20 protein-coding genes are annotated in these 24,054 nt (G+C 51.8%); 12 read left to right on the top strand and 8 right to left on the bottom strand.

Features of this window, described 5'->3' with window-relative positions; translation table 11 throughout:
* Positions 1-38 precede the first annotated feature (38 nt).
* The 6 genes from KQI75_RS06135 to ftsH all read left to right on the top strand — a co-directional run bounded on the left by KQI75_RS06135 (position 39) and on the right by ftsH (position 7,825).
* A complete protein-coding gene (locus KQI75_RS06135; RefSeq protein ID WP_216469841.1) occupies positions 39-2,039 on the top strand; it encodes a DHH family phosphoesterase in 2,001 nt (666 codons plus the stop codon).
* 27 nt (positions 2,040-2,066) lie between these two features.
* Positions 2,067-2,516 carry a 50S ribosomal protein L9 gene (gene rplI, locus KQI75_RS06130; protein ID WP_216469840.1) on the top strand — a complete coding sequence of 150 codons (450 nt, stop codon included), beginning with the start codon at positions 2,067-2,069 and terminating at the stop codon, positions 2,514-2,516.
* 63 nt (positions 2,517-2,579) lie between these two features.
* Complete coding sequence (dnaB, locus tag KQI75_RS06125) at positions 2,580-3,914, top strand: replicative DNA helicase (RefSeq protein WP_407927185.1); 1,335 nt, start codon at positions 2,580-2,582, stop codon at positions 3,912-3,914.
* Positions 3,911-5,188 (top strand): tRNA lysidine(34) synthetase TilS, encoded by a 1,278-nt coding sequence (gene tilS, locus KQI75_RS06120; protein WP_216469839.1) that lies wholly within the window; start codon positions 3,911-3,913, stop codon positions 5,186-5,188. The genes dnaB and tilS overlap by 4 nt, the downstream gene beginning before the upstream one ends.
* Before the next feature lie 31 nt (positions 5,189-5,219).
* On the top strand, positions 5,220-5,762 hold the full coding sequence (gene hpt / locus KQI75_RS06115) for a hypoxanthine phosphoribosyltransferase (RefSeq protein WP_216469838.1): 543 nt from the start codon (positions 5,220-5,222) through the stop codon (positions 5,760-5,762).
* A 62-nt stretch (positions 5,763-5,824) separates the two neighbouring features.
* On the top strand, positions 5,825-7,825 hold the full coding sequence (ftsH, locus tag KQI75_RS06110; RefSeq protein ID WP_216469930.1) for an ATP-dependent zinc metalloprotease FtsH: 2,001 nt from the start codon (positions 5,825-5,827) through the stop codon (positions 7,823-7,825).
* A gap of 249 nt (positions 7,826-8,074) precedes the next feature.
* Here ftsH and KQI75_RS13825 read toward each other — a convergent pair whose 3' ends face one another.
* Complete coding sequence (locus KQI75_RS13825) at positions 8,075-8,269, bottom strand: helix-turn-helix domain-containing protein (protein ID WP_216469837.1); 195 nt, start codon at positions 8,267-8,269, stop codon at positions 8,075-8,077.
* A 490-nt stretch (positions 8,270-8,759) separates the two neighbouring features.
* Positions 8,760-9,434: a Crp/Fnr family transcriptional regulator gene (locus KQI75_RS06100; RefSeq protein ID WP_216469836.1), complete on the bottom strand. Its 675-nt coding sequence runs from the start codon at positions 9,432-9,434 to the stop codon at positions 8,760-8,762.
* Between the two features lie 114 nt (positions 9,435-9,548).
* On the opposite strand from KQI75_RS06100, the gene KQI75_RS06095 reads away from it, so the two are divergent.
* The 3 genes from KQI75_RS06095 to KQI75_RS06085 all read left to right on the top strand — a co-directional run bounded on the left by KQI75_RS06095 (position 9,549) and on the right by KQI75_RS06085 (position 12,127).
* On the top strand, positions 9,549-10,232 hold the full coding sequence (locus tag KQI75_RS06095) for an ATP-binding protein (RefSeq protein ID WP_216469835.1): 684 nt from the start codon (positions 9,549-9,551) through the stop codon (positions 10,230-10,232).
* A gap of 42 nt (positions 10,233-10,274) precedes the next feature.
* A complete protein-coding gene (locus tag KQI75_RS06090) occupies positions 10,275-10,589 on the top strand; it encodes an LPS biosynthesis protein (protein WP_216469834.1) in 315 nt (104 codons plus the stop codon).
* A gap of 137 nt (positions 10,590-10,726) precedes the next feature.
* Complete coding sequence (locus tag KQI75_RS06085) at positions 10,727-12,127, top strand: S-layer homology domain-containing protein (protein WP_216469833.1); 1,401 nt, start codon at positions 10,727-10,729, stop codon at positions 12,125-12,127.
* A gap of 49 nt (positions 12,128-12,176) precedes the next feature.
* Here the strand turns inward: KQI75_RS06085 and KQI75_RS06080 are convergent, their stop codons facing one another.
* A complete protein-coding gene (locus tag KQI75_RS06080) occupies positions 12,177-12,833 on the bottom strand; it encodes a YczE/YyaS/YitT family protein (protein ID WP_216469832.1) in 657 nt (218 codons plus the stop codon).
* Positions 12,834-12,966: 133 nt separating this feature from the next.
* Here KQI75_RS06080 and KQI75_RS06075 point away from each other — a divergent pair, with 133 nt between their 5' ends.
* The gene (locus KQI75_RS06075) at positions 12,967-13,728 is read left to right on the top strand and encodes an inositol monophosphatase family protein (protein ID WP_246566417.1); all 762 of its coding nucleotides are present in this window, start codon (positions 12,967-12,969) and stop codon (positions 13,726-13,728) included.
* A gap of 445 nt (positions 13,729-14,173) precedes the next feature.
* On the opposite strand, the gene KQI75_RS06070 is transcribed toward KQI75_RS06075, so the two are convergent.
* From KQI75_RS06070 to KQI75_RS06050, 5 genes are all read right to left on the bottom strand, one after another.
* Positions 14,174-16,486 (bottom strand): sensor histidine kinase, encoded by a 2,313-nt coding sequence (locus KQI75_RS06070; protein ID WP_216469830.1) that lies wholly within the window; start codon positions 16,484-16,486, stop codon positions 14,174-14,176.
* On the bottom strand, positions 16,443-17,165 hold the full coding sequence (locus KQI75_RS06065) for a response regulator transcription factor (RefSeq protein ID WP_216469829.1): 723 nt from the start codon (positions 17,163-17,165) through the stop codon (positions 16,443-16,445). The genes KQI75_RS06070 and KQI75_RS06065 overlap by 44 nt, the downstream gene beginning before the upstream one ends.
* A 193-nt stretch (positions 17,166-17,358) precedes the next feature.
* Positions 17,359-17,529 carry a hypothetical protein gene (locus KQI75_RS06060; RefSeq protein WP_216469828.1) on the bottom strand — a complete coding sequence of 57 codons (171 nt, stop codon included), beginning with the start codon at positions 17,527-17,529 and terminating at the stop codon, positions 17,359-17,361.
* Positions 17,530-18,071: 542 nt separating this feature from the next.
* Positions 18,072-18,752 carry an HAD family hydrolase gene (locus KQI75_RS06055; RefSeq protein ID WP_216469827.1) on the bottom strand — a complete coding sequence of 227 codons (681 nt, stop codon included), beginning with the start codon at positions 18,750-18,752 and terminating at the stop codon, positions 18,072-18,074.
* A complete protein-coding gene (locus KQI75_RS06050; protein ID WP_216469826.1) occupies positions 18,721-19,344 on the bottom strand; it encodes a TetR/AcrR family transcriptional regulator in 624 nt (207 codons plus the stop codon). The genes KQI75_RS06055 and KQI75_RS06050 overlap by 32 nt, the downstream gene beginning before the upstream one ends.
* A gap of 258 nt (positions 19,345-19,602) precedes the next feature.
* On the opposite strand from KQI75_RS06050, the gene KQI75_RS06045 reads away from it, so the two are divergent.
* Positions 19,603-21,708 (top strand): efflux RND transporter permease subunit, encoded by a 2,106-nt coding sequence (locus KQI75_RS06045; RefSeq protein ID WP_216469825.1) that lies wholly within the window; start codon positions 19,603-19,605, stop codon positions 21,706-21,708.
* Positions 21,686-24,007, top strand: coding sequence for a methyl-accepting chemotaxis protein (locus KQI75_RS06040; protein ID WP_216469824.1), 2,322 nt, complete (start codon positions 21,686-21,688; stop codon positions 24,005-24,007). Before KQI75_RS06045 ends, KQI75_RS06040 begins: the two co-directional genes overlap by 23 nt.
* Positions 24,008-24,054: the final 47 nt, after the last annotated feature.

Below are 24,054 nucleotides of genomic sequence, written 5' to 3'. Positions count from 1 at the left end.
TTTCGATTGACGAGAAACCGGAAAGGAGGCTGTACGTTTTGGATAAGCGATTGGCCAGAATTCTGGAGCCGGGATTCGGTATGTATTTTATCGTGTTCTTGGTGTTCGCCTGTGTGAGCGCTTTTTTTTCTCTGTTTCTGGCCTTGTTTGAGATGGCAGTCTGTGCCGCTTTGTATATCTATTATGTTGTAACCATGCGGCGCCGCAATCAGGAGGTGCTGCAGTATTTGGAGGCTCTGTCCGGCGGAACCGACAATGAGACGAGACAGAACTTTATTGACATCCCGCTGCCGATTACGGTTTGTATGATCGGAAACGGACAAATTATCTGGTGTAATGAGCAATTTCATTCGGTGTATGACATGCACGACAGCATGTTTGAACAGACGCTGGAGGATATTATTCCGGGATTTGATACGTCGTGGCTGGTAGATGATAAATCCGTGTATCCGTCCGAGGTCAAAATCGGCGATAAGTATTACATGGTGATTGGCTCGCGCGTGCGTCCGATGGACGGCAGCACCAGCGTGCTGATGACGCTGTACTGGCTGGACTGCACCGAGTTGGTTTCGCTGCGGCAGGAGTATGACGAATCCCGTCCGGTCGTCGCCATTGTGTCCATTGACAATTACGAGGAACTGGTCAAAAACGCAAACGACTCGGAAAAGGCAACCATGCTCGCCTCTGTGGATAACCGCATCGGCGAGTGGGCAAAGGACATTCAGGGTGTTTTGCGAAAATATGACCGCGATAAATATATTTTCGTGATGGAAGAACGAAATTTGGCGCAAATCACGCAGGATAAGTTTTCTGTTTTGGATACCGTGCGCTCGATTGTGTCGCGCGAAGGCATCAATGCAACGCTGTCGATTGGCATCGGGCGGGACGGCAAGACGCTGCAGGAAAAGTACGAGTTTGCACAGCTCGCACTGGATATGGCGCTGAGCCGCGGCGGTGACCAGACGGTCATCAAAAACCGCTATGCCTTTGAGTTCTTTGGCGGCTGCGCCAAGGAGGTCGAAAAGCGCACGAAGGTGAAATCCCGTGTCATGGCAAATGCGCTGGGTCAGCTCATGCGCGATTCCTCGCAGGTGTTCGTCATGGGACATCATCACACGGATATTGACGCGCTGGGCGCCGCTGTCGGTGTCGTTTGCGCGGCGCGCAGCAGAGGAAAACAGGTGCACGTGGTTCTGCACCGCGCGCAGACGCTTGCCCAGCCGCTGCTGGAGCGCGTAGAGGCGAGCGGCGACTATGACGACGTGTTTATCGAGCCGGAACAGGCTGCGGAGCTGATTGACGGCAACAGCCTGATGGTTGTCGTAGACACCAACCGGCCGGACTTTGTCGATGCGCCGGAGCTGCTGTCCCGATTCCGTAAGGTCGCTGTCATCGACCACCACAGACGTGCCGCAGATTATATTGAAAACTGCGCCGTCAATATGCATGAACCGTCGGCGTCCTCTGCCAGTGAGCTGGTCAGTGAGCTGCTGCAATATATGGTACCCAATCAGACAATCAGCCGCGTAGAGGCGGAAAGCTTGCTGGCGGGTATTTATCTGGACACCAAGGGCTTTTCCATCAAGGCGGGCGTGCGCACCTTTGAGGCGGCGGCATATCTGCGCCGCGCCGGTGCGGATATGATCGCGGTGAAGCGCCTGTTCCAAAATTCGTTTCAGGATTATATGCAGCGCGAGCGCGTGATTTCCTGTGCGGAAAATGCGCCGGGCGGCATTGTCGTTGCTGTGGCAGACTTTCCGGTCACCCGACCGACGGCGGCACAGGCGGCGGATGAGCTGCTCAACATCATTGGCGTGCGCGCCAGCATTGTGGCATTTCCTATTGGAGAGGACATTGTCGTGTCTGCGCGCTCGATGGGCGCGGTCAATGTTCAGGTGCTCACAGAGATGCTTGGCGGCGGCGGCAGCCTGACGGCAGCCGGTGCACAGCTGCAGAATACCGACTGGCTCAAGGCAAAAGAACAGATCATGAAGGCGATTGAAGCGTACTTGGATCAAAACGCACAGGAAGACGAATAACAATACCAACAATTGGAGGTTTTTGATATGAAAGTTATTTTACAGCAGGACGTAAAGGGTCAGGGTAAAAAGGGACAGCTCGTAGAGGTCTCTGAGGGATATGGCAGAAACTTCCTTCTGCCGCGCAAGCTGGCTGTTCCGGCTACCGCAGACAACGTAAACCAGATGAAGCAGGCGGAGGAATCCAAAAAGCATCGTCAGGCCGTTGAGCGCGCAGAGGCAGAGGAGAACGCAAAGAAGTTCGAGTCTATCATGGTGCATCTGACTGCAAAGGGCGGCACCAGCGGCCGTATCTTTGGCTCCGTCACCAGCAAGGAAATTGCAAGCCAGCTCAAGAAGGAGCATGGCATTGAAATCAGCAAGAACAAGATTGTCATGGACGAGGCGATTAAGAGCTTTGGCACATATGAGCTGAAGGTCAAGCTGTATCCGGAAGTTGTCGGCAAGCTGAAGGTTCAGGTAACCGAAGTAGAGTAACGCATCCAACCTCCCCGATTGGGGAGGTGGATTTTTCATCTTTCACAAAAGGAGCGAAGAAGCATGGCGATGGATGAACTGCTGTCGCGGCAGCTGCCGCAGGCGGTAGAAGCGGAACAAGCGGTCATTGGATCTATGCTGATCGACCCATCGTGTATTCCAGAGGTTATTGAGTTGCTGCGGCCGGAGGACTTTTATGCGGAGGAAAACCGCCGCATTTTTGAGACGATTTTCTCCATGTTCACGGACTCCGTCCGCATTGATGCGGTGACTGTGCTCAATGAGCTCAAGATGAACGGTCTGTATGATGATGCGGGCGGCAGAGCGTATCTGGCACAGCTGATGGATGTCACGCCGACAGCTGCCGGTGTGCGCGAATACGCGCACATCATTCGAGACAAGAGCATGCTGCGTGAAATTGCAGCGGCAGGCGCAGATATTCAGGCTATCGCCTATGAGGGCGCCGGAGAAGCGAGTGACATCGCGGAAGTTGCCGAGCAAAAAATCTATGCCGTGCGGCATGGCCGAGAGGTACAGGGCTTGTCTCCGATTAAAAGCATCATCATGGATGTGTATAATCGGCTGGATGAGCTGTCGCAGAGCGAGAGCGGTCTGCCCGGTCTGCCGACCGGCTTCCATGATCTGGACAGACGGCTGACGGGTTTGAACAAATCCGATCTGATTTTGATTGCGGCTCGTCCGGGTATGGGCAAGACGGCGTTCGCCCTCAATGTCGCGCTGTATGCGGCAAAGCATACGAATAAAGACGTCGTGCTGTTCCAGCTCGAAATGAGCAAAGATCAGCTGGCGTCCCGCCTGCTGTCGCAGGAAGCCGTTATCGACTCGCAAAAGCTCAAAACCGGTGATTTGGAGCCGGAGGATTGGACAAAAATGGCGCGTGCGGCCAATGTGCTGGCAAAGACGCACATTTATGTCGATGACAATCCGGCAATTACCGTCGCGGAAATCAAGGCAAAGTGCCGCCGTCTGGGTGACAATTTGGGTCTGATCTGTATTGACTATTTGCAGCTGATGCAGTCGGGCAAACGCAATGAGAGCCGCGTCAATGAGATTGGCGAAATCTCGCGTGCGATGAAGATTATGGCAAAGGAGCTCAATGTTCCGGTCATCTGTCTGTCGCAGCTGTCGCGTGCGGTGGAAAAGCGTGAGGACAAGCGGCCGATGCTGTCCGACCTGCGAGAATCCGGCGCGATTGAGCAGGATGCAGACATTGTTCTGTTTATCTACCGCGATGATTACTATGATGACGAGAGCGAGGAAAAAAACAACGCCGAAGTCATCATTGCCAAAAACCGACACGGCGCGACCGGCTCTGTATTTTTGCAGTGGATCGGTCAGTACACCACATTCTATAATCAGGATCGAAGGCACGAATGAAACAACTGGTACGTCATACGATCAGACAATATCATATGCTGCCGGACGGCGCGCGCGTGCTGTGCGGACTTTCCGGCGGTGCGGATTCTGTCAGTCTGGTGCTGTGCCTGCAGGAATTGGGGTATCAGGTTTGTGCCTGTCATCTCAACCACGGCATGCGCGGAACGCAGGCAGATGCAGATGAGGCGTTTTGTCGCGATTTTTGCGAAAAACACAACATTCCGTTTGTGTCCGAACGGTGCGATGTGTTCGCAGAAGCGGAAAAACGCAAGCTGTCCGCAGAGACCGCGGCGCGGGAAATGCGGTATGATTTTTTTGCTCGGTGCGCCGAACGGATGCAGATGCCGTATCTTGCAACCGCACACACGGCGGATGATAATTTGGAAACCATGCTGTTTCATTTGATCCGCGGCACGGGAAGCGCCGGTCTGGCGGGCATCCCGCCTGTGCGCGGCAGCATCGTCCGCCCGTTGATTGCCGTGGAACGGCGGCAAATTGAACGGTTTTTAATCGAACGCGGGCAGAACTGGTGCACGGATGCCACCAATTTGGATGACAGCTGCACGCGAAACAAAATCCGGCATCATGTCATTCCGGCGCTGCGCGACATTGAGCCGTGTGCGGCGCGACACGCATTGGAGGCGGCACAGCTTGTGCGGCAGGACAATGCTTATCTGGACGCGCAGGCGCGGGAAGAAACGCTGCCGCTCGCACGAATGCCGGAGGCACTCAAGGCGCGGCGCGTGCGCAGCATGCTGGAACAGGCAGGCGTTCCCATGGGGGAAATTACGCGCAGGCATATTCGGGCGGTGTGCACGCTGGCGGATAAGCAGAGCGGCACGGTCAGCCTGCCGGGGCAATTTCGGGCGGTAAACAGACAGGGCACACTGTCTGTGGTGCCGGAGACACCCAAAACAGCGCCGGTACACATAAAACCAAATCAAGCGATGGCATTTGGCGCATATACCGTGTCCATCGTGAGAAAAATATCGGATATTCACAGTTCGTTCAAGTATTATCCGATTGCATATGATACAATCAATATGTCCAACCTGACGGTACGAACATGGCGGTCATCTGACCGGATGCAGCTGCCGGGGACGCGCGGGGCGCGCTCCCTCAAGCGCCTGTATGCGGAACGCGGCATTGCGCCGGATGAACGAGACAGTCTGCCGGTTTTGTGCAGCGGCGACAGCATTGTCGCGGCGGCGGGAATCGGAACAGATGTCCGGTTCTGCGGTCAGAGCGGATTTTTTGCCGTTTGTAAAAGATAAAAAGCAGCAAAACAAAAAGGAGATAACGAGTATGAAGCAGGACATCGAAAAGGTTCTTCTTTCGGAGGAAACGATTGCAGCGAAGGTAAAAGAGCTGGGCGCACAGATTGCGAAGGATTACGCGGACAAGAATCCGCTGATCGTCAGCGTGCTGCGCGGTTCGTTTGTATTTATGGCAGATCTGGTTCGCGCCATTGATGTGCCGTGCACCGTCGATTTTATGTCGGTTTCCAGCTATGGCGGCGGCACGACATCTTCCGGTGAAGTAAAGATTACCAAGGACTTTGACGTCAGCATCGAGGGCCGTCATCTGATTATTGTCGAGGACATTCTCGACAGCGGACGCACCCTGAGCTATTTGATGAAGACACTAAAGGCGCGCGGCGCGGCTTCTATCGCACTGTGCACGTTTTTAGATAAACCGGAACGCCGCGTGGTGCCGGTTGAAGTTGCCTACAAGGGCTTCACGGTTCCGGATGCATTTATTGTGGGTTATGGTCTGGATTACGACCAGAAATACCGCAACCTGCCGTATGTCGGCGTTCTCAAGTCGTCGGTATATGAAGGCAAATAACATTTCCGTTTTACGGAAAGGAGTGACATATACGCTTGGATAACAAAAGCAATAACAACAAGATGAGAGGGTACGGATTTTATGCCATTATCGTCGTCCTTCTCGTGATTACGGTTTCGGTCCTGCTTCAGCAGAACGACACCACGACGGTGACATATGCACAGGTTGTGGACGCGTTTGAAAACAAACAGGTCACGGAATTTGTCATCAAAGACAGCTCTCTGGAAGCAACCCTGAAAGACGGAAAGAAAATGTCCTATGAGCTGCCGAGCGTGGAACTGTTCTTCAATGATCTGGGAGACACCATTCGTCAGGAAAAGAAGGATGGCGTCATCAAGGACTACAACTGGACCAAGACCGAGGTGCCTTGGTGGGCAAGTGCAATTCCGTATGTAATCATGCTCGTGATTTTCGGTCTGTTCTGGTATATGATGTTCAGTCGCGGAGATGGCGGCGGACGCGGTGCCATGCAGTTTGGCAAGGCGCGCATCAAGAACGCGGAGGACGATAAACGCCATGTGACATTCCAGGATGTCGCAGGTGCGGATGAGGAAAAGGCGGAGCTGGAAGAAATCGTAGAATTTTTGAAAAATCCGCAGAAATTTACGCAGATCGGCGCGCGCATTCCAAAGGGCGTTTTGCTGGTGGGCCCTCCGGGAACCGGTAAAACCTTGCTGGCGCGTGCGGTTGCCGGTGAAGCAGGCGTTCCGTTCCTGTCCATCTCCGGTTCCGACTTCGTAGAGCTGTACGTCGGTGTCGGCGCATCGCGTGTGCGCGACCTGTTTGGCGAGGCGAAGAAAAAGTCTCCGGCAATTGTCTTTATTGATGAGATTGATGCGGTTGGCCGTCACAGAGGCGCAGGCCTTGGCGGCGGACACGACGAGCGTGAGCAGACGCTGAACCAGCTGCTGGTTGAGATGGACGGTTTCGGTGCAAACGAGGGCGTCATCGTCATCGCAGCGACCAACCGTCAGGATATTCTGGATCCGGCGCTGCTGCGTCCGGGACGTTTTGACCGTCAGGTTTATGTCGGCGCACCGGATATGAAGGGCCGCGAGGACATTTTGAAGGTACATGCGCGCGGCAAGCAGTTTGATCCGGATGTTCGCTTTGACTCGATTGCAAAGTCTACCGCTGGTTTCACCGGCGCGGATTTGGAAAATCTGCTCAATGAGGCAGCTCTGCTGGCGGCACGTCGCAACAAGCGCCTGATTAGCATGGAGGATATTGAGGATTCCTTCCTGAAGGTTATCATGGGCACGGAAAAGAAGTCCCGCGTCATGACAGACCGCGAGAAGCGCCTGACCGCTTATCACGAAGCAGGTCATGCGATTGCAACGCGCTGCCTGCCGACACAGGATCCGGTGCATACCATTTCGATTATCCCGCGCGGCCGTGCGGGCGGCTTTACGATGAGTCTGCCGCAGGAAGAAAAGTTCTATGCATCCAAGAATGAAATGCTGGACGATTTGATTGTTCTGCTCGGCGGCCGTGTCGCAGAGAAGCTGACGATGGATGATATTTCCACCGGCGCTTCCAATGATATCGAACGCGCAACATCTGTGGCAAAGAGCATGGTCACCAAGTACGGCATGAGCGATCTGATCGGACCGATTAACTACAGCAGCGGTCAGCAGGAAATTTTCCTCGGCCGTGATATGGTAGAGACCGATGCAATTTCGGAAGATGTTGCAGCGAAGATTGACGAAGAAATTCGCCGTATTATTCTGGAGGCATACGCCAAGTGTGAGGATATCCTCAAGGAACATATGGATCAGTTGTCCGCTGTGGGAGAGTACCTGATTCGCAATGAGACGATGGACGGCGATGCCTTTGAAAAGATGTTCAATGGCGAGACCGTGCCGGATCATGAGACCGGTGCACAGGTGTTCCACATTGAGTCGGGCATGGCAAAGACTGCAAAGCAGGACGAAGAAAACGGCACAGATGCTCCGCAGGCTGCGGATGCAACGGTTTCTTTGGAAGAAGCTGCAAAAAAGCTGTTTGTAGACGATAAGAAGGACGAAGAGCAATCTTCTGAGCCGGAGGACGAAGGCGAATAACTCGCAGATAAACAGAGAAAAAGCACTAGAACCGGAAATTTTCCGGAACTAGTGCTTTTGTTTTGCTCTTACGCACAGACCAAACTTGTCTCTCCCTCTGGGAGAGATGTCGCGCAGCGACAGAGAGGGCTTTTGGCTCGTTTAGAAAACTCGCACGGCATCTCACTTTGTGGGCAAAGTAGATACCAATTTATTCAATATGTTTTGTTCATCTTTGTCTAGAGAAAAGATTCTTGTATCTCGCTCAGATCATCCCAATAAAAAATCGGCCGAAACATGAAAAATACGAATAAAACGAATCAATACCGCGCAGGATGGATTGCATCTTCCTGTTTCATATGCTGAGATAGTACTAACGGAAACATTCATTTGTTTGGCAAGTTGTTTCTGGCTCAGATGATGCTCTAGACGTAAATTTCTGAGCCTATGACTCAAGTTTATCATTTTTATCACCCGCTTTCACAAACAGTGTATCAAAAGTTTGTTCTGCGTTGGTGTAATTGATTTTACTCATAGAGAAATTTTATCGAGCGACAGAGAGGGCTACATATTCTCTCAGATTTACTCGATGCGAAATGGGTAAATTTCTCAGCCCTCTCAGTCATTTGCTCCGCAAATGCCAGCTCTCCCGGAGGGAGAGCCAAGAAGGCTCCCTCGTGAGGGAGCTGGATTTGCCGCAGGCAAAGACTGAGGGAGTTTTACAAATTGACAAAATACGCATGAGATTTACCCTGACACGAACCTGCTCGCATGTTTGCCCTCTCAGTCATTTGCTTTGCAAATGCCAGCTCTCCCAAAGGGAGAGACGAGAAGCCGGAGCGAACCGCACGCCTGACGAACCAAGTGGACGCTTATACAGACTTGCCCGCATGCTGCTCCTTTCGTCACGGCTTGCGTCGTGCAGCCTTCCTCAGAGAGGAAGGCTTTATTCTCCCTATACTTCTGCGGAGGCGAACAGGGTGAATTGATTGCGGTGGAAGGTCAGCAGCCCCTGCGATTGCAGGTGGCTGAGTTCGGCGGATAGAGCGCTGCGGTCTACCGAGAGATAGTCTGCGAGCTGCTGCCGATTAAACGGGATACGAAATGTCGTAGAGCCGGTCAAAACCGCCTGTTCGGACAGATAAGACAATACTTTGCCGCGAATGGTGCGCTGGGTGCAGTGCCGAATTTTTTGATTGAGCATTCGGTTTTTCTGTGCCAGCACGGTGACATAGTTATGAATGAGCCGATTGTGAAAGGCACAGCTGTTGGAACAGGAGGTCAGCAGATGCTGCATGTCCAGATATAAGACCTCTGTGTCCTGCTTGGCGAGAACCGAGACATCCGCAGTGTGGTCAGGCAGACAGGCAAAGACTTCACCGAACAAATCTGCCGGACGACAGATCGCATGGATCGTCTGATTGCCCCAAAAATCCTCACGGACGATATGCAGCTCGCCGCGCAAAACAATACCGGCGTGTGTGACCGGTTTGCCCGCGCGAAAGACAAAACTGTGCTTGGGATAGCTTTGCTGTTTGGCAGAGATACAGCCGAGCACGGCAGAGATCTCTTGCGGAGCAAGACCGCGAAACAGCCAGCAGTCGGCTAAAATGGAAGAAGATGGATACATAAAATCGCCTTTCTTCGTTGGAAATCCAACAGAAATTTTCTTGTGTTTGCAGTATAATACGTTTCAATAAGAAATGCAACAAACCATGCAGGATAATCATAAAAGGAGAAGCATATGAAACGGAGAATTATCGAGATCAACAGAGAAAAATGCAACGGCTGCGGTCTGTGTGTCGAGGCGTGCCATGAGGGCGCGATTGCATTGGTGGACGGCGTGGCGAAGCTGATGCGTGATGACTACTGCGATGGTCTGGGAGATTGTCTGCCAAACTGCCCGACCGGTGCCATTTCGTTTGTTGAGAAGGAAACTGTGCCGTATGATGCAGAAGCGGTCAAACGGCACATGGAAAAACGGCACAACAACGGCGGCTGTCCGGGCGCTCGCGCGCGAAGCGTGCAGCCGGAGCAGACGGATGCACCGGCTGCATCGGTGCGCAGCCGGCTGCAAAACTGGCCGGTGCAAATCAAGCTCGCCGCACCCAACGCGCCGTATTTTCAGGGCTGTGACTTGCTCATTGCCGCAGACTGCACAGCGTATGCCTGCGCCGGATTTCATGAGCGGTTTATTCAAAATCGTGTGACGGTAATAGGCTGCCCGAAGCTGGACAATATAGACTACAGCGTCAAGCTCGCGGCGATTTTGCAGCACAACGACATTCGCTCGATAACGGTTGTGCGCATGGAGGTGCCGTGCTGCGGCGGTCTGACTGCCATGGTCGAAAAAGCAGTCGCCGCCAGCGGAAAAAATATTCCGCTCCGCATACAGGTCCTTTCTATTGACGGCGAATTGCTGAAATGATAAGATAGTTCATAGAAAGAACATGCAAGGGAGAGAACCAAAATGAAAATTGACGGAAATGAACTGGCAATCAAGCAGAACGAGCTGGATCAGCAGGGACATAAAAAAGAAGCGTATGAGATGAAGATGGAGTTTCTTCGTCAGGTGCGTGAGAGCGGGGATCACTGCCCGTGTCAGGAGGCCTGTCCGCATCACGGAAACTGCTTTGAATGTGTGACGATTCACCGCGGACATCGCGACCATCTGCCGATGTGTATGTGGGATATGGTCAACGAACGCGTTGCTGCGCTGTCGCATATGACAGAAGGCTCTTTGTATTCTTATGAGAAAAATCATGAGAAAAATGACAAGAAATAAAAAAACCGAGGAAAAAGTTCGGGAAAATTGACGATTTTGCTTATTTTGTGTTAAGTAATAGAGAAATGTCCGTGTTTCATTGAAAAATGCCGCGTTTTGTAGTATAATAAAATATATACAAAAAGTGACAGGAGGTAATGAAACGTATGACATGGACAAAACGATTGACAAGTGCGGTGCTGGCGTGTGTGCTGTGCACAGCAGCCCTCACCACCGGTGCGCTGGCAGAGGATGCCGGTGTAGGCGGGTATGACGCGACGCACAGACCAAGCCATAGCGCAGATTATGTGTTGACCGAATCGGCAACCTATGATATGAAACAAGGTACCAAGGAGGAATACACAAAGTATTGGAACGATGCAAAGGGCAATATCGTCAAGGCGGTTGATTATGACGGCAACGGCGAGCAGACCGGATGGGAAGCCTATGCCTACAACAACAGCAATCAGCTGGCACAGATCAGCGGATACGACGGCAGCAGCCTGAAGCAGACCAATGTGTATCAGTATGATCAGGGCGGCAATCTTACCCGAGAGGTCGCAACGGTAAACGAGTCCGGCGGCAATGCCGTGTATGAGTTTATTTATGCGTATGATTCACACAATAACATGACGACAAAGAAACTGAACTTCACCGAGCATGGACAGAAGGCAACGTATGTGGAGAAGTTCAGCTACGAGTACAACAACGCCGGACAGGTGACCAAAAAGAATGCATACGCCGTAATAGACGGCAAGGATCACCTGATGTTCTGGCAGACCTATTCCTATGACGAACAGGGTCGTGTGACCGAGGCACGGTATCAGGATAACGGCGATGCAGAAGGTGCTGCACTGAATTTTGTGGAGTATCGCTTCAGCTATAGCAACGAAGGCAACGAGGATTGCTATGACCATCTGCAGAATGCACAGGGCGACGGTACATATACGCTGTATCAGTACAAGAAGCTGAGCGAAAACACACCGTATACACTGACCTATGACGAGATGTTCTGTGATGTCAGCGCAAGCGACTGGTTCGCACCGTCCGTTCAGTATGTATATGACAATGGTTTGATGAAGGGTACGGCTCCGGCACGTTTTGAGCCGAATGGCACGCTGACCCGCGCACAGATCGCGCAGATTTTGTATGCGAAGAACGGTCAGCCGACTGTTACAGCTACCACACCATTTACCGATGTAGCACAGGGCGATTGGTTCTATAACGCCGTTTGCTGGGCATATGAAAACAAGATTGTTTCGGGTACTTCTCCTACGACCTATGCGCCGAACGAGCTGGTAACCCGTGAGCAGATGGCAAAGATGCTGTATGCTGCAGCCGGTGCGCCGGAAGTGACAGAAGGCTCTCTGGACAGCTTTGCTGATGCATCGTCTGTTTCTGATTGGGCACAGACCGCTATGCTGTGGGCAACACAAAACAAGATTATCAACGGCTCCAAGGACAACGGTACGTTGAGATTGAATCCGCAGAAGGGCGCAACGCGCGCTGAAGCTGCAACGATGATGAAATCTTACGCCGCTTACGAGGCAAACAAGTAAAAAATGATGCTCCTCCCATGGTAAACCATGGAGAGGAGCATTTTTTGTGCTATTTTCCAAATAAAAAGGCTTTGAGCGGCTGCGTCATGCGTTTTTCCCAGAATCGAATGCACATGCCGACGCCAAAGGCGGCGATGAGTGTGCCTTCCCGCACGCCGCTGATGTTGTGAAGCTGGGTGACAGATAGAATCACGGTCAGCACAACGACTGTGCAGTCAAAGATGATTTTACAGCTGGACATGGGCTTTCCGCTGACTTCTGCCAGCGCAAGCGCAACACCGTCCGCAGGCATTGACATGATATCCGCAGTGACGTACAGAAAAATACCGGAGCCGAGAAATACAATGCTGCACAGCATATAAATAAACTGAATGGGATACGATGGATGCTGCGGCAGCAGCGCCGTCAGTGCGCCGGACAGGCTGACAAACCAGCCGAAAATGATAGACAACACAATTTGCAGGAGATTTTTCCACTGAAATCGTCGGCGCAAAATCACAATCTGAAGCAGAATGTATACCGAAAAGACCAGCGTGGTACATAGGCCGAGGCTTTTCTGTGAAATCAGACTGGCAATATACGGCAGCGTATCAATGGGAGACACGCCGATACCGGATAAAACAGACAGATTGACGCCGATGGTCATGAGAAACATGCCGATGAGATAAATTGGGATGCGGCGTTCCCAGTGCTTAGATGCTGACACAGCATCACCTCCCTTGTGTGATGGTATCAGTATACCAGAAAATTGCGTGTGTTTATAGAACATTCTTGCGAAAGAGAAACAACGGTGCTATGATGAACAAAGAGAATTTTGAGTTGAAAGGATGGAGAAAATCATGATATTAAGTGAAATTCAGGAAGTCGTCCGCGAATGCGGACAACTCATGCTGCGCGCAGACCACGCACATGCCGGCGTAGAGAATAAGGGAAAATATAATGATCTTGTCACGCGGTATGACAAAGCGATTCAGGATATTTTGCAAAAGCGGCTGCTGGACATCGCGCCGGATGCACACTTTCTCGGTGAAGAAGAGAATGTGCACGAATCCATTGCAAAAGGACGCGCATTTGTCGTAGATCCGATTGACGGAACAACAAATTTTGTCAAGGATTATAAGTGCAGTGTCATTTCCGTTGCGATGACAATGGACGGGGAAGTCACGCTGGGCGTGATATACAATCCCTATCTCGATGAGATGTATACGGCGCAAAAGGGCAAGGGCGCATCGTGCAACGGCATTCCCATTCATGTTTCGGATCACGTGCTGCATGAGGGCATCGTGCTGTATGGCTCGGCGTCGTATTATCGGGAGCTGATTGACGAATCGTTCCGCCTGCTGCGTCTGTGCGCCGATGAGGCGATGGATATTCGCCGCAGCGGTTCCGCCGCATGGGATTTGTGTACGATTGCCGCAGGCCGTGCCGAAATGTTCTTTGAGCTGCGTTTGCAGCCGTGGGATTTCGCTGCAGGCAGCCTGCTTGTCACAGAGGCGGGCGGCACAGTCACCTGTGTGGACGGCAGCCCGATTGCCATCGGCAAGCCGTGCTCGATTCTTGCCAAGGGAACGCAGGTGGATGACGCATTTATGCGGAAGTAAATAGATGCCCTGTATGTTTCGCACCGACTTCTCGGCTCTCCCTTTGGGAGAGCTGGCATTTGCAAAGCAAATGACTGAGAGGGTAACGCGCCGACAAATTCGTATCAGGGTAAACTTTCAAGAACGTGCTGGCTGGCAGCAGCTCTCTCTGTCGCTGCGCGACATCTCTCCCGAAGGGAGAGACAGGTTTGGCCTGTGCGTAAGAGCAAGAAGTTCGCACCGGCTTCTCGGCTCTCCCTTTGAGAGAGCTGGTATTTGCAAAGCAAATGACTGAGAGAGTAACGCGCCGACAAATTCGTATCAGGGTAAACTTTCAAGAACGTGCTGGCTGGCAGCAGCCCTCTCTGTCGCTGCGCGACATCTCTCCCGAAGGGAGAGACAGGTTTGGTTTATACGCAAAGCACCAGTTCCGAAATTTCCGGAACTGGTGCTTTTGTCGTGTGTATCAGGTTGTTTGATTTGTTTCATGCGTTTCCGGCTGCGTCCAGCGCGGGATCTCTACGATTGCCTTGAACAAGTCACCGTCAATCTCCACACGGCAGGTGCCGTGCATGAGCTCCGCGAGGCTTTGCGCGATGGATAAGCCCAAGCCGCTGCCCTCCGTGTGGCGGGAGCGGTCGCCGCGCGTGAAGCGCTGCATCAGCTCGTCTGCGGAGATGTTCAGCTCGGTTGCAGAAATGTTTTTTATCGTCAGCGTACACAGAGATGCGCCCTGTGCGATGTCTGCATAAACACGGCTGTGCGGGACGGCATAGCGCACGCAGTTGGAAATCAGATTGTCCAGCACACGCCACAGCAATCTGCCGTCTGCGTTGACGTAAACCGGCGGGTGCGAGGTGATGCGAACATCTAAGCCCGCGCGCTGGATGTGCTCAGAGCGCTCACCGAGCGCTTGGCGGAGCAGAGCGTCCAAATCGGTCTTGGCAAGCTCTACCGTCATCGCGCCGCTGGTCGCTTTGGATGCGTCGAACAAATCCAAGGTCAGCGTGCGCAGGCGCTGTGCCTTCTGTTCAAGAATGCGAATATATTCCTGCGCGGTTTCGTCCGCAATGTCGCATTTTTTGAGCAAATCGACATAGGTGACGATGCTGGTCAGCGGTGTTTTGATGTCGTGAGACACATTGGAAATCAATTCGGATTTTAACCGTTCGGATTTTACCGCGGTATCTACCGCTTCCTGCAAGCCCTCAGAGATGCCGTTCAAATCTGCTGCCAGTGCGGCAAGCTCTTTGGGGGCGTGCTCTCTGACCGTGATTTGCGTATCCGTCTTGCCGGCGCGAATGTCGTGCGCACCGCGGTTGACAGCCTCTATGCTGTCTGCCAGACGCATAGAGACGATGAGCAGCACGATAATCACAACAGGAATGGGAATCCATGCGGCGCACAGCAGCGGGAGCAAGATGCTCAGGATGATAAAGCGGCGGCGCAGCGGACTTTTGCGGAACTGCTTGTTCAGCCAGCACAGCGATGCGATGCCGAATTTGCGGAACAGCCGCCAGATAATCCAGCCGTTGAGCCATTGCCGCGCTTTCAGACGGCGCACCTGCGACAGAAAGATCACAAGGCAGACGGCGGCAAATGCAACAGATGCCGCGCACACACCGGTGCAGATGGCGGTGAAAGAGAGCGAAACGGTTATATTATCGCCAAAGAAATTTAAGAACAAGGAGATGACGCCGGCAAAGGCGATGCAGGCACACATGCCGAAAAATATCTGCGCTTCTGTCCAAATGCGGTCGAAGCCGAGCAAATAACAGGTATCATCATCCGGTCTGCGGCCTGCGCCAAAGCACAGCACAAGCAGGCACAGCGCGATGACCACGGCAGAAATGGCATAGATTGTGATGAGATTGGCAAACAGACGATGAATCTCAGACCAAGAGAGACAGAGATTGTCGTATGCATCGGTTGTCATGGCGCAGATTGCCGTGCCGTTTCGGCTGCTGTCCAGCATGTAATCGGACGCATTCAGTGACTCCAATTCCTGCGCGAGATCCGTGTGCTTGGAATAGAACGCTGCACCGGTCGTCGTGGACTTCAGCGCCATGGCGTATTGGGTCGTGTGCAGTAGCTGTGATTCTGCGTTTTTTTGTGCGGTTCCATCCGGCAGGGAAGTGAAACAATCTCCCGTGACAGTATTGGTCAAATAATAATCAAAAGAATTTTTCAAACCTTCCAGCCACCTTTGGGTGTCAGTGAGAGACTGAAGCTGCGCGCTGATGTAGCGTGCACGGCAGGATGCATACACCTCGGGATGATGTGTCAGCCACGCTTGAAATGCGCTCTCCGAGATGTCGGAATACTCGCCGCTGGTGTCCGATGCGAGTGCCGCCATGACGGCGCTGACGGTTTTGGCGTCCAGCGTTGGGGCGGAAGCATCATAGGATTGCTCCGGTTCGCCGGACTCCCACGTATCGCTCTGGTAATATTCGGTCGTGAGCTCACCGAGAAGATCGGCGGGTGTTACATTCCTTTCGATGCTCTCCTCTGTCGTGCCGTTTTCACCCACGGTATACAGATTTGAAATCGGAAAGTACAGCTGCTGTGCAAGATATTCTGCGGTCGGTTGTTCATGTATGAGTATGTCCGATAAAGAGTACGTGCTGTACGATGAGAGTTCATTCAGATTGTTTTTCTGCGCGTTTTCTGCGGCGTAGACCGTCATACCGGCAGAGACTGCCGTCATCACGAGGATGAGCAGCCAGCATACAGCCTTAACCCAGCTGTTTCGGGTGAAGTTTTTCCATTTTGTAGCCAATTCCCCATACCACCTTTAAATATTTCGGTTCTTTTGGATTGATTTCGATTTTTTCTCGAATGCGGCGAATGTGGACAGCAACGGTGTTTTCCGAATTATAAGCCGGTTCCTGCCAAACCGCCTCATAAATCTGTGAAATAGAGAACACTTGACCTGCGTGTTGGGTTAGAAAGCACAGAATGCCGTACTCGCGCGGCGTGAGGCTGACCGGCTCGCCGTCGACTGTGACCGTCTTGGAGGCGTCATCCACAATCAGTTCACCGGTTTGATAGACAGTTGCAGCCGGTGTTTGATTTTGATACATGCCGCCGAGAGACGTGTATCGGCGCAGCTGTGATTTCACGCGAGCGATCAGCTCTGCGGGCTGAAACGGCTTGGTCATGTAATCATCCGCGCCGGCGGTCAGACCGTCGATTTTGTCGATGTCCTCGCTCTTTGCCGACAGCATGATGACCGGAATGTTGTGCGTGCGGCGCAGAATTTCCGTCGTCTGGATGCCGTCCAAACCCGGCATCATGATGTCCAGAATGAGCAGATGAAATGTCTGCGTGCGGCACAGCTCCAGCACTTCCGTGCCATCGTGCGCTTCTACCGCCTCGTAGCCGGTGGAGCGAAGATAAATACAGATGGCGCGGGCAATCTCGCGGTCATCATCGCATACCAAGATGCGGTAGGTCATAATGTGTGTCCTCCTTGCTGTCTATGGGTATAGGATACAATGAAATCCTTTCGAAGTAGTCTATAAAAATCTTAACATTTTATGAAGAAAGATACAAATAAAAAAGCAAAACCCCACGGGGAAACCGTAGGGTTTTACTTTACAAAGAAAAGAGATAGGAAAAATAGGTATGAAAAAAATAGGTAAAAGCTGATTAACGGTAAGAAGCGATCGAGATTTCCATGTTATGACGGAACTTGCGGCGTTCTTTTCCGGATGTCTGTGCAGATGTATTTGCAGAGGCACGCTCCTGATTGATAACCGAGTGAATCTCATTGACCTGACCGGATTTTGCCATGTTGTGCAGGGTTCCAAGAATACCCATTGTATTCGCTTCCTTTCTGAAAGCCTGTCGGCTTTTCTGATAATGGAAAGCGGTCCGCGCACTCTTGCGCTTTCGTTTTCCTCGTTAAGTATAATAGACTTTTTTCGCGCAAATGTCACGTGGCATTTTCACCGAAATATTAGAAAAATTGAAGGGATTTGTTTTACAGATTTTACAGAAATTTAGAATAGCATACTTGAACAGCTAATTGAGGGCGGAAATAACAAATTATGCAGAAACAAATGTGAAAAACTGTGTTAAAAAAATAAAGAAAAATTCAGTGAAAAAATAAAATTGTTTAGTAAAAATCAAAAAAACAAGGAAAATGGTTGATTTAACCATATAAAGAACGAAAAAGAAAACGCTTGCAGAAATTTATACAAGATTGAAATTGACGGCACAAAAACGAACACTTTCATTTGAGGGCCAGAAAGGTCTATACAACGGAGAGCAAAAATGATAAATAAATTGTTTTTTCACAGCAAAATTGTGCAATTATAGGATAAGAATTTGTAATTTTTATTTCGACAAAAAAGCCTGCCCTATCGGGGCAGGCTGTGCGTTGATTGTCGTTTCAAAAATTCGTGGAACGCCGTCAGATTCGGAAAGATGTGTGCGGCAAGCGTGTACATTTCTTGGGTCGGCGGCAGGAGATCCGGCACCATAATGGGACGCATGCCCGCTGCATGCGCCGCGCGAATGCCGTTGTACGAATCTTCAATGGCATAGGTGTCGGCAGGAACGGCGTGCAGCGCGCGGCAGGCGGTTTCGTAGATATCCGGTGCTGGCTTGCTGCGGGCAATCCGATCGCCGCCGAGGACGTAATCGAAGTAGGGCAGCAGCCCTCTCTCGGACAGTTCTTTTTCCACGACGGCTTGTCGGGTGGAGGAGGCGAGACCAATCGTATACGCGTTGTCCCGCGCCCATTGCAGCAGCTCGCGTGCGCCGGTCTTGACCGGTACGCCTTCGGCGTCATCAATCACATGGTAACGGCGGCTGACGGCGTTGTTAAATTCTTCCGCCGGAAAATCGGCACCGTAGCGCTCGCGCAAGATGCTGCAGGTGTGCACGCGTGTGGTGCCGACGGTGGTGAGAAAGACGGCATCAATAGCATCCGCGTGAAATTCCGGTGCAATTTCGTTCCAGCATCGGCGCACGAGCTGTTCCGTGTCCAGAATGACGCCGTCCATATCAAAAATCAGGGTTGGTTTGGTCTGGTTCATGGTTTAAAATCCTCCGAATCATGGTGTACAGCAGCGGTTTTATGTGGTCAATGGTGTCCGGCACCTGTTCGATGATGCTGGTATAACAGACCGAACCGCACAGCTCCACAATCATATATACAATGTTGAACAGTTCCCGCTGCGAGTAGTTGTGCGATGTGGGCGAAGCCTGCAGCCGTTCGAGCAGCTGATGCCGCAGCGCGTTGTTTTCCTCCTGCTCCAGACTGTGCTGCACCATAGACCAAGTAAAGTTGCGTTTGATGAGGCTCAGGCTGTCCTGATGAGAAGAAAAATAGGTGATGATATAATCGACAAAAGTGATAACATTCTCGGTAAAATTTTCTGCTTTGTGCTGTTCCGTGTATGTGTAAGCGAGTGTCAAAATATTCCGGCTAATTTGCAGAACCAATTGTTCCATCAGCTCATCCTTATCTTTGAAGTAAAGATAAAACGTACCCTTTGCCACTTTCGCCTGATTGGCAATCTCGCTGATGCTGGTCTTTGAAATGCCCTTCTGAGAAAAGAGGATGCGGGCAGCCTCCAATAGATTTCTTTTCTTTTCTTCTTTTTTCTGCTCCAACGCCTGACCCATAGCAATCTCCTTTCATATGACAGCGTGTTTTAGAACAGTATAGCCCGAAGTGCCGGCTTTGGCAAGAATCGACACGGGGAAAAATAAATTTTGGGAAAATGACCAAACGTCAGTTTTGAAATAAGAGAAATTGTTTGTAAGATGAACATTGACCAATGGTCATTTCTGGATTATACTAAAACTGCGATAAATAATGATCGGTCAAATTTTGATTTCGGCGCACAGCCGGACGGCAAGGAAAGGAGTAAAGCATCAATTATGGAGCGTGTAGCCCGTTTTGTGGTCAAGCGGCGCGGCTTTGTGCTGGCAGTGGCGTGTATGCTGCTGGTGCTGTCGGCGTTTGGCTACATCAATACAAGAGTAAATTACGATATTCTGAGCTACCTGCCGTCAGAATTGGAATCTATGGAGGGTGAGAGGTATCTTGACAAGGATTTCGGTCTGGCATCTACGGCGATGGTCACCGTGGAGGGGGATATGCCCACGGCGGAGCTGCTCAAAATGAAGCAGGACATTGAGGCTGTGGACGGCGTGACCAGTTGCTTCTGGCTCAGTGATGTGGTCGATGTCACGGTGCCGAAAGAGATTTTGCCGGACGATGTGACGAACATGATGTACGGCAAAAACGACTCGACCATGATGATGGTGCGGTTCGAGGAGTCCAGCGCATCGGACAAAACCATCCGTGCCATTGTGCAAATCAAAGGCATCATGAAAAAAGACTGTTTCCTCGGCGGCATGTCCACGATTTTGGAGGACACCAAGGAGCTGGTCAATCAGGAACTGCCGAAATACGTGTTGTGTGCCGTTGTATTCAGCTTGATTGTGCTGTTCCTGTTTTTGGAAAACACAGCCGTGCCGTTCATCTTTATGCTGGGCATTATCTTTCCGGTTGTATATAACTTTGGCAGCAATGTGTTTATGGGAGAAATTTCCTATATTACACAGGCGCTCGCGGCGGTTTTGCAGCTGGGTGTAACCATGGACTTCAGCATTTTCCTGCTGCACCGCTATCAGGAGGAAAAAGTAAATAAATCCAATGAGGATGCGATGGTGTCCGCCATTTGTCTGACGAGTACGTCCATTCTGTCCTCGTCTCTGACAACAATCGCCGGCTTCTTGGCAATGTGCACGATGTCGTTGACGTTGGGCGCAGATATTGGTATCGTGATGGCGAAGGGCGTTGCGCTCGGCGTAATCAGTACCCTGACCATTCTGCCGGCGCTCATTATGTACTTTGACAAAATCATTGAAAAACGGCGGCATCCGGTTATTACACCGCATATGCATAAGGTGGCGGCGGTCGTCACCAAGCATCCCAAGCGCATTATTATGATTTTTGTCGTCATCGCATTGGTGTTCTTCCGCGCACAGAGCCTGACCAGCGTATACTATACGCTGACGGATTCGCTGCCGCAGGATTTGACCGGCATTGCCGGCACCAATAAATTGGATGAAGATTTCGGCATGCCAAGCTTTCACTTTGTCATTATCAATGACAATATGAGCTCGGCACAGAAAAAATCGCTTGCCGATGAACTGGATAACGTAGAAGGCATCAAATCGACACTGTGTTATGAAAAATTTGTGGGCGGCGGCATTCCGGAGAGCGCAGTTCCGGACAGTGCGGCGGAGCTGTTCCGCTCCAATGGTCATGAATTGATGATGATTACCACGGAGTATAAGCCAGGCACAGACGAGATGAACACACAGGTACAGCGCATGAATAAAATCATCAAGCGATATGATGCGGATGGTATTTTGACCGGCGAGGGCGCGATGACCAAGGATTTGATTACGACCTCGGCGCACGATTTCAATTCGACGTCGGTGTTCTCCATTTTGGCGGTATTTTTGATTATTGTCATTACCTTCAAATCTATTTCCATTCCGTTCCTGCTTGTCCTGTCCATTGAGGGCGCCATTATGGTAAATCTCGGCATTCCGTATTTTACCGGTTCCGTCATTCCGTTTATTGCAAGCATTGTGCTCGGAACCATTCAGCTCGGCGCGACCGTCGATTATGCGATTCTCATGACGACACGCTTCCACGAGGAACGGCTCAACGGTCTCAGTCCGCACGATGCGGCGGCAACCGCCATTGAAACCTGCGCGCCGAGTATCATCACAAGCGGCCTCAGCTTCTTTGCGGCGACGATTGGTTTGTATTTTGTATCGCGGATTGATCTGATTCGCGGTCTGTGTCTGCTCATCAGCCGCGGCGCCATTATCTCCATGCTGGTTATCCTGTTTGTGCTGCCGGCTATGCTGATTTTGTTCGCACCGATTATTCGTAAGACAACGTATCACTGGTTAGACGATTCCAAGGAGAGTGTTGACATTGAAGTTCAAGAAAAATCATAAAATTACAGCTTGCGTGCTCAGTGCCGTTTTGGCGTGCAGCGCACTGACACCGGCGTTTGCGGCATCCGTGCGCAAGGATGAAACGGTGTACGCAACCTTAAACGGCGACGGCACCGTGGCACACCAGACCGTCAGCGATTGGCTGCATTCGGATAAGGGTCTGACGAACTTTGCGGATGTCAGCTCACTCCAAGACATCAAGAACTTGAAGGGCGATGAGACACCGACCCAGAACGGAGATGCGCTGACGTGGAACGTCAAGGGCAATGACGTATATTATCAGGGTACCACAGATCAGGAAATGCCGGTGCAGGCAAAGATTACCTATGAGCTGGACGGCAAGCAGGTAGAAGCGAAGGATCTGGACGGCGCAAGCGGTCATCTCGTGATGCATGTCAAGCTGACCAATAAAGAAACCAAGGAAGTCACCGTAGACGGCAAAAGCTATACGATCTGCCGCCCGTATTTCACGGTGGTTGGAACCAACCTGTCCACGGATGCCTTTTCCAATATCAAGGCGGAAAACGGCAAGGTGGAATCTGACAGCACCAATCAGATTGTCGGATTCCTCGCGATGCCGGGCATGAAGAGCACATATGCGGACTTGTTGGGCGATAAGTTTTCGGATTTGACGGATATGATGCTGGATGACGTGACCATCGAGTGCGATATGAATAACGGCTCTGTGCCGACACTGTATTTTGCCTGCGCAAGCAACTTGGGCGATCTCAAAGAATCCGACTTGGATCTTGACGAAGAATTTGACCAGCTGGACGAGCTGAAGGACGCGACTCAGCAGCTGATTGACGGTGCCAATGACTTGGCAGACGGCTGTGAGACGCTCAACGATAAGCTCGGCGAGCTGACCTCAAATTATATTGTGTTTAACGATGGCATCATTGACGCGACATCCGGCGCGGGTATGCTGGACAATGGCGCGGCACAGCTGGCATCCGGTATGCGCACGCTGACACTCGGCGCACAAAAGCTGGCAAACGGTGTGGGACAGCTGGATGACGGCGCGAAGTCGCTGGCAAACGGCGCCAATTCTGCCAATGCAGGTGCGAAAAAGCTGTCCGGCGGTCTGAGTACGTTGGATGACAATTCCTCGAATTTGTCCGCAGGCTCCAAAAAGCTGGCAAAGGGTTTGAATTCGATGGCAGAAGCGCTGGAGTCGGATGATGTACAGGCGTTGTTTTCCGGTTCCAATAAAATGGACAGTAGCTTAAAGACGCTGTCCTCCAGCATGGATCAGGTTGTAGACTCGCTGAGCACAGGAGACATTTCCAGCGCAAAGAGCGCGCTGGCACAGATTCAGAGCGGCGCGAAGCAGGTCGGCAGCGGTCTGCATTCCATTGCCTCCAACAAGCAGTCGCTGTCGGAATCCGAGATGGCAGAGCTACAGACGCTGGAGAGCGGCGCATCTATCATTCAGAAGTTCCAGACCAATGCGGCACTTATCGACAAGATGGAAGGACTGGCAGACAATCTGGACAGCATTGCAAGTGCGGCAGGACAGGTCAGCGATGGACTGGATGAGACCGCTGCACAGATGAGCAAGCTCAGCACGGCGCTGAATCAAATTGATGCAGGTCTCAATGAGGCGTCCAGCAAGTATTCCACGATGAACGCGGGTCTGCAAAATCTGGCAGGCACGCTTGGTTCCTCGGTTTCGCAGCTGCAGGAGGGCGCAACGGCACTGGACAGCGGTTTGGCAAAATACACCGCCGGTGTCAGCTCCGCAGCTTCCGGCGCAGCAGAGCTGGCAAAGGGCACAGGCACCTTGGCGGACGGCGCAGCAACGCTGTCCGGCGGCATCTCTGAACTGAACGGACAGGTGCCGACGCTGACCAACGGTGTCAGCCAGCTCAACGATGGCGCATCCAGCCTCAAGGACGGCACAGGCGATTTGTCTGCCGGTATGAAGTCTTTGCATGCGGCGAGCGGACAGGTACTCGATGCCATTCAGCAGTTCGATGATGCAGGTACCCAGCTCAAGGACGGTTCCGGTGAGCTGCGCGACGGCATTGTCAAGTACAATGAGGAAGGCATCAGCAAAATCACAGACAATGAGGATTTGACGAATATCCGCACAGCGGCAAAGCTGTATGAGAAGCAGAAGGACTATGCGCAGAACAGCGAGTGCTATACCGGCACACCGAAGTCTGCGACAGAGACCTCAACCAAGTTTATCATGCGCACATCCGTAGAGGAGAAGCAGGAGAAACAAGAGGTCAAGCAGGAAGAACAGCCGAAGGAGACCCTGTGGGATAGAATCAAGGGCTTGTTTGGAAAATAATACGTATAGATGCAAATACAACAAAAGCCTCCCGAAAGGGAGGCTTT

Origin of the sequence: Butyricicoccus intestinisimiae, assembly GCF_018918345.1 — a bacterium.
GTDB classification, from domain to species: Bacteria; Bacillota; Clostridia; order Oscillospirales; family Butyricicoccaceae; genus Butyricicoccus_A; species Butyricicoccus_A intestinisimiae.
Note: the sequence above shows the minus strand (reverse complement) of the source record. Positions and strands in the feature narration are given on the sequence as shown.

Excerpts from the sequence above, each read along its gene's own strand:
- KQI75_RS06075 (WP_246566417.1), top strand. The coding sequence starts at position 12,967 with ATGATATTAAGTGAAATTCAGGAAGTCGTCCGCGAATGCGGACAACTC.
- KQI75_RS06095 (WP_216469835.1), top strand. The coding sequence starts at position 9,549 with ATGAAACGGAGAATTATCGAGATCAACAGAGAAAAATGCAACGGCTGC.
- KQI75_RS06045 (WP_216469825.1), top strand. The coding sequence starts at position 19,603 with ATGGAGCGTGTAGCCCGTTTTGTGGTCAAGCGGCGCGGCTTTGTGCTG.
- hpt (WP_216469838.1), top strand. The coding sequence starts at position 5,220 with ATGAAGCAGGACATCGAAAAGGTTCTTCTTTCGGAGGAAACGATTGCA.
- KQI75_RS06090 (WP_216469834.1), top strand. The coding sequence starts at position 10,275 with ATGAAAATTGACGGAAATGAACTGGCAATCAAGCAGAACGAGCTGGAT.
- KQI75_RS06060 (WP_216469828.1), bottom strand. The coding sequence starts at position 17,529 with ATGGGTATTCTTGGAACCCTGCACAACATGGCAAAATCCGGTCAGGTC.
- KQI75_RS06055 (WP_216469827.1), bottom strand. The coding sequence starts at position 18,752 with ATGAACCAGACCAAACCAACCCTGATTTTTGATATGGACGGCGTCATT.
- KQI75_RS06100 (WP_216469836.1), bottom strand. The coding sequence starts at position 9,434 with ATGTATCCATCTTCTTCCATTTTAGCCGACTGCTGGCTGTTTCGCGGT.
- dnaB (WP_407927185.1), top strand. The coding sequence starts at position 2,580 with ATGGCGATGGATGAACTGCTGTCGCGGCAGCTGCCGCAGGCGGTAGAA.
- ftsH (WP_216469930.1), top strand. The coding sequence starts at position 5,825 with ATGAGAGGGTACGGATTTTATGCCATTATCGTCGTCCTTCTCGTGATT.
- KQI75_RS06085 (WP_216469833.1), top strand. The coding sequence starts at position 10,727 with ATGAAACGTATGACATGGACAAAACGATTGACAAGTGCGGTGCTGGCG.
- KQI75_RS06050 (WP_216469826.1), bottom strand. The coding sequence starts at position 19,344 with ATGGGTCAGGCGTTGGAGCAGAAAAAAGAAGAAAAGAAAAGAAATCTA.
- KQI75_RS13825 (WP_216469837.1), bottom strand. The coding sequence starts at position 8,269 with ATGATAAACTTGAGTCATAGGCTCAGAAATTTACGTCTAGAGCATCAT.
- rplI (WP_216469840.1), top strand. The coding sequence starts at position 2,067 with ATGAAAGTTATTTTACAGCAGGACGTAAAGGGTCAGGGTAAAAAGGGA.
- KQI75_RS06065 (WP_216469829.1), bottom strand. The coding sequence starts at position 17,165 with ATGACCTACCGCATCTTGGTATGCGATGATGACCGCGAGATTGCCCGC.
- tilS (WP_216469839.1), top strand. The coding sequence starts at position 3,911 with ATGAAACAACTGGTACGTCATACGATCAGACAATATCATATGCTGCCG.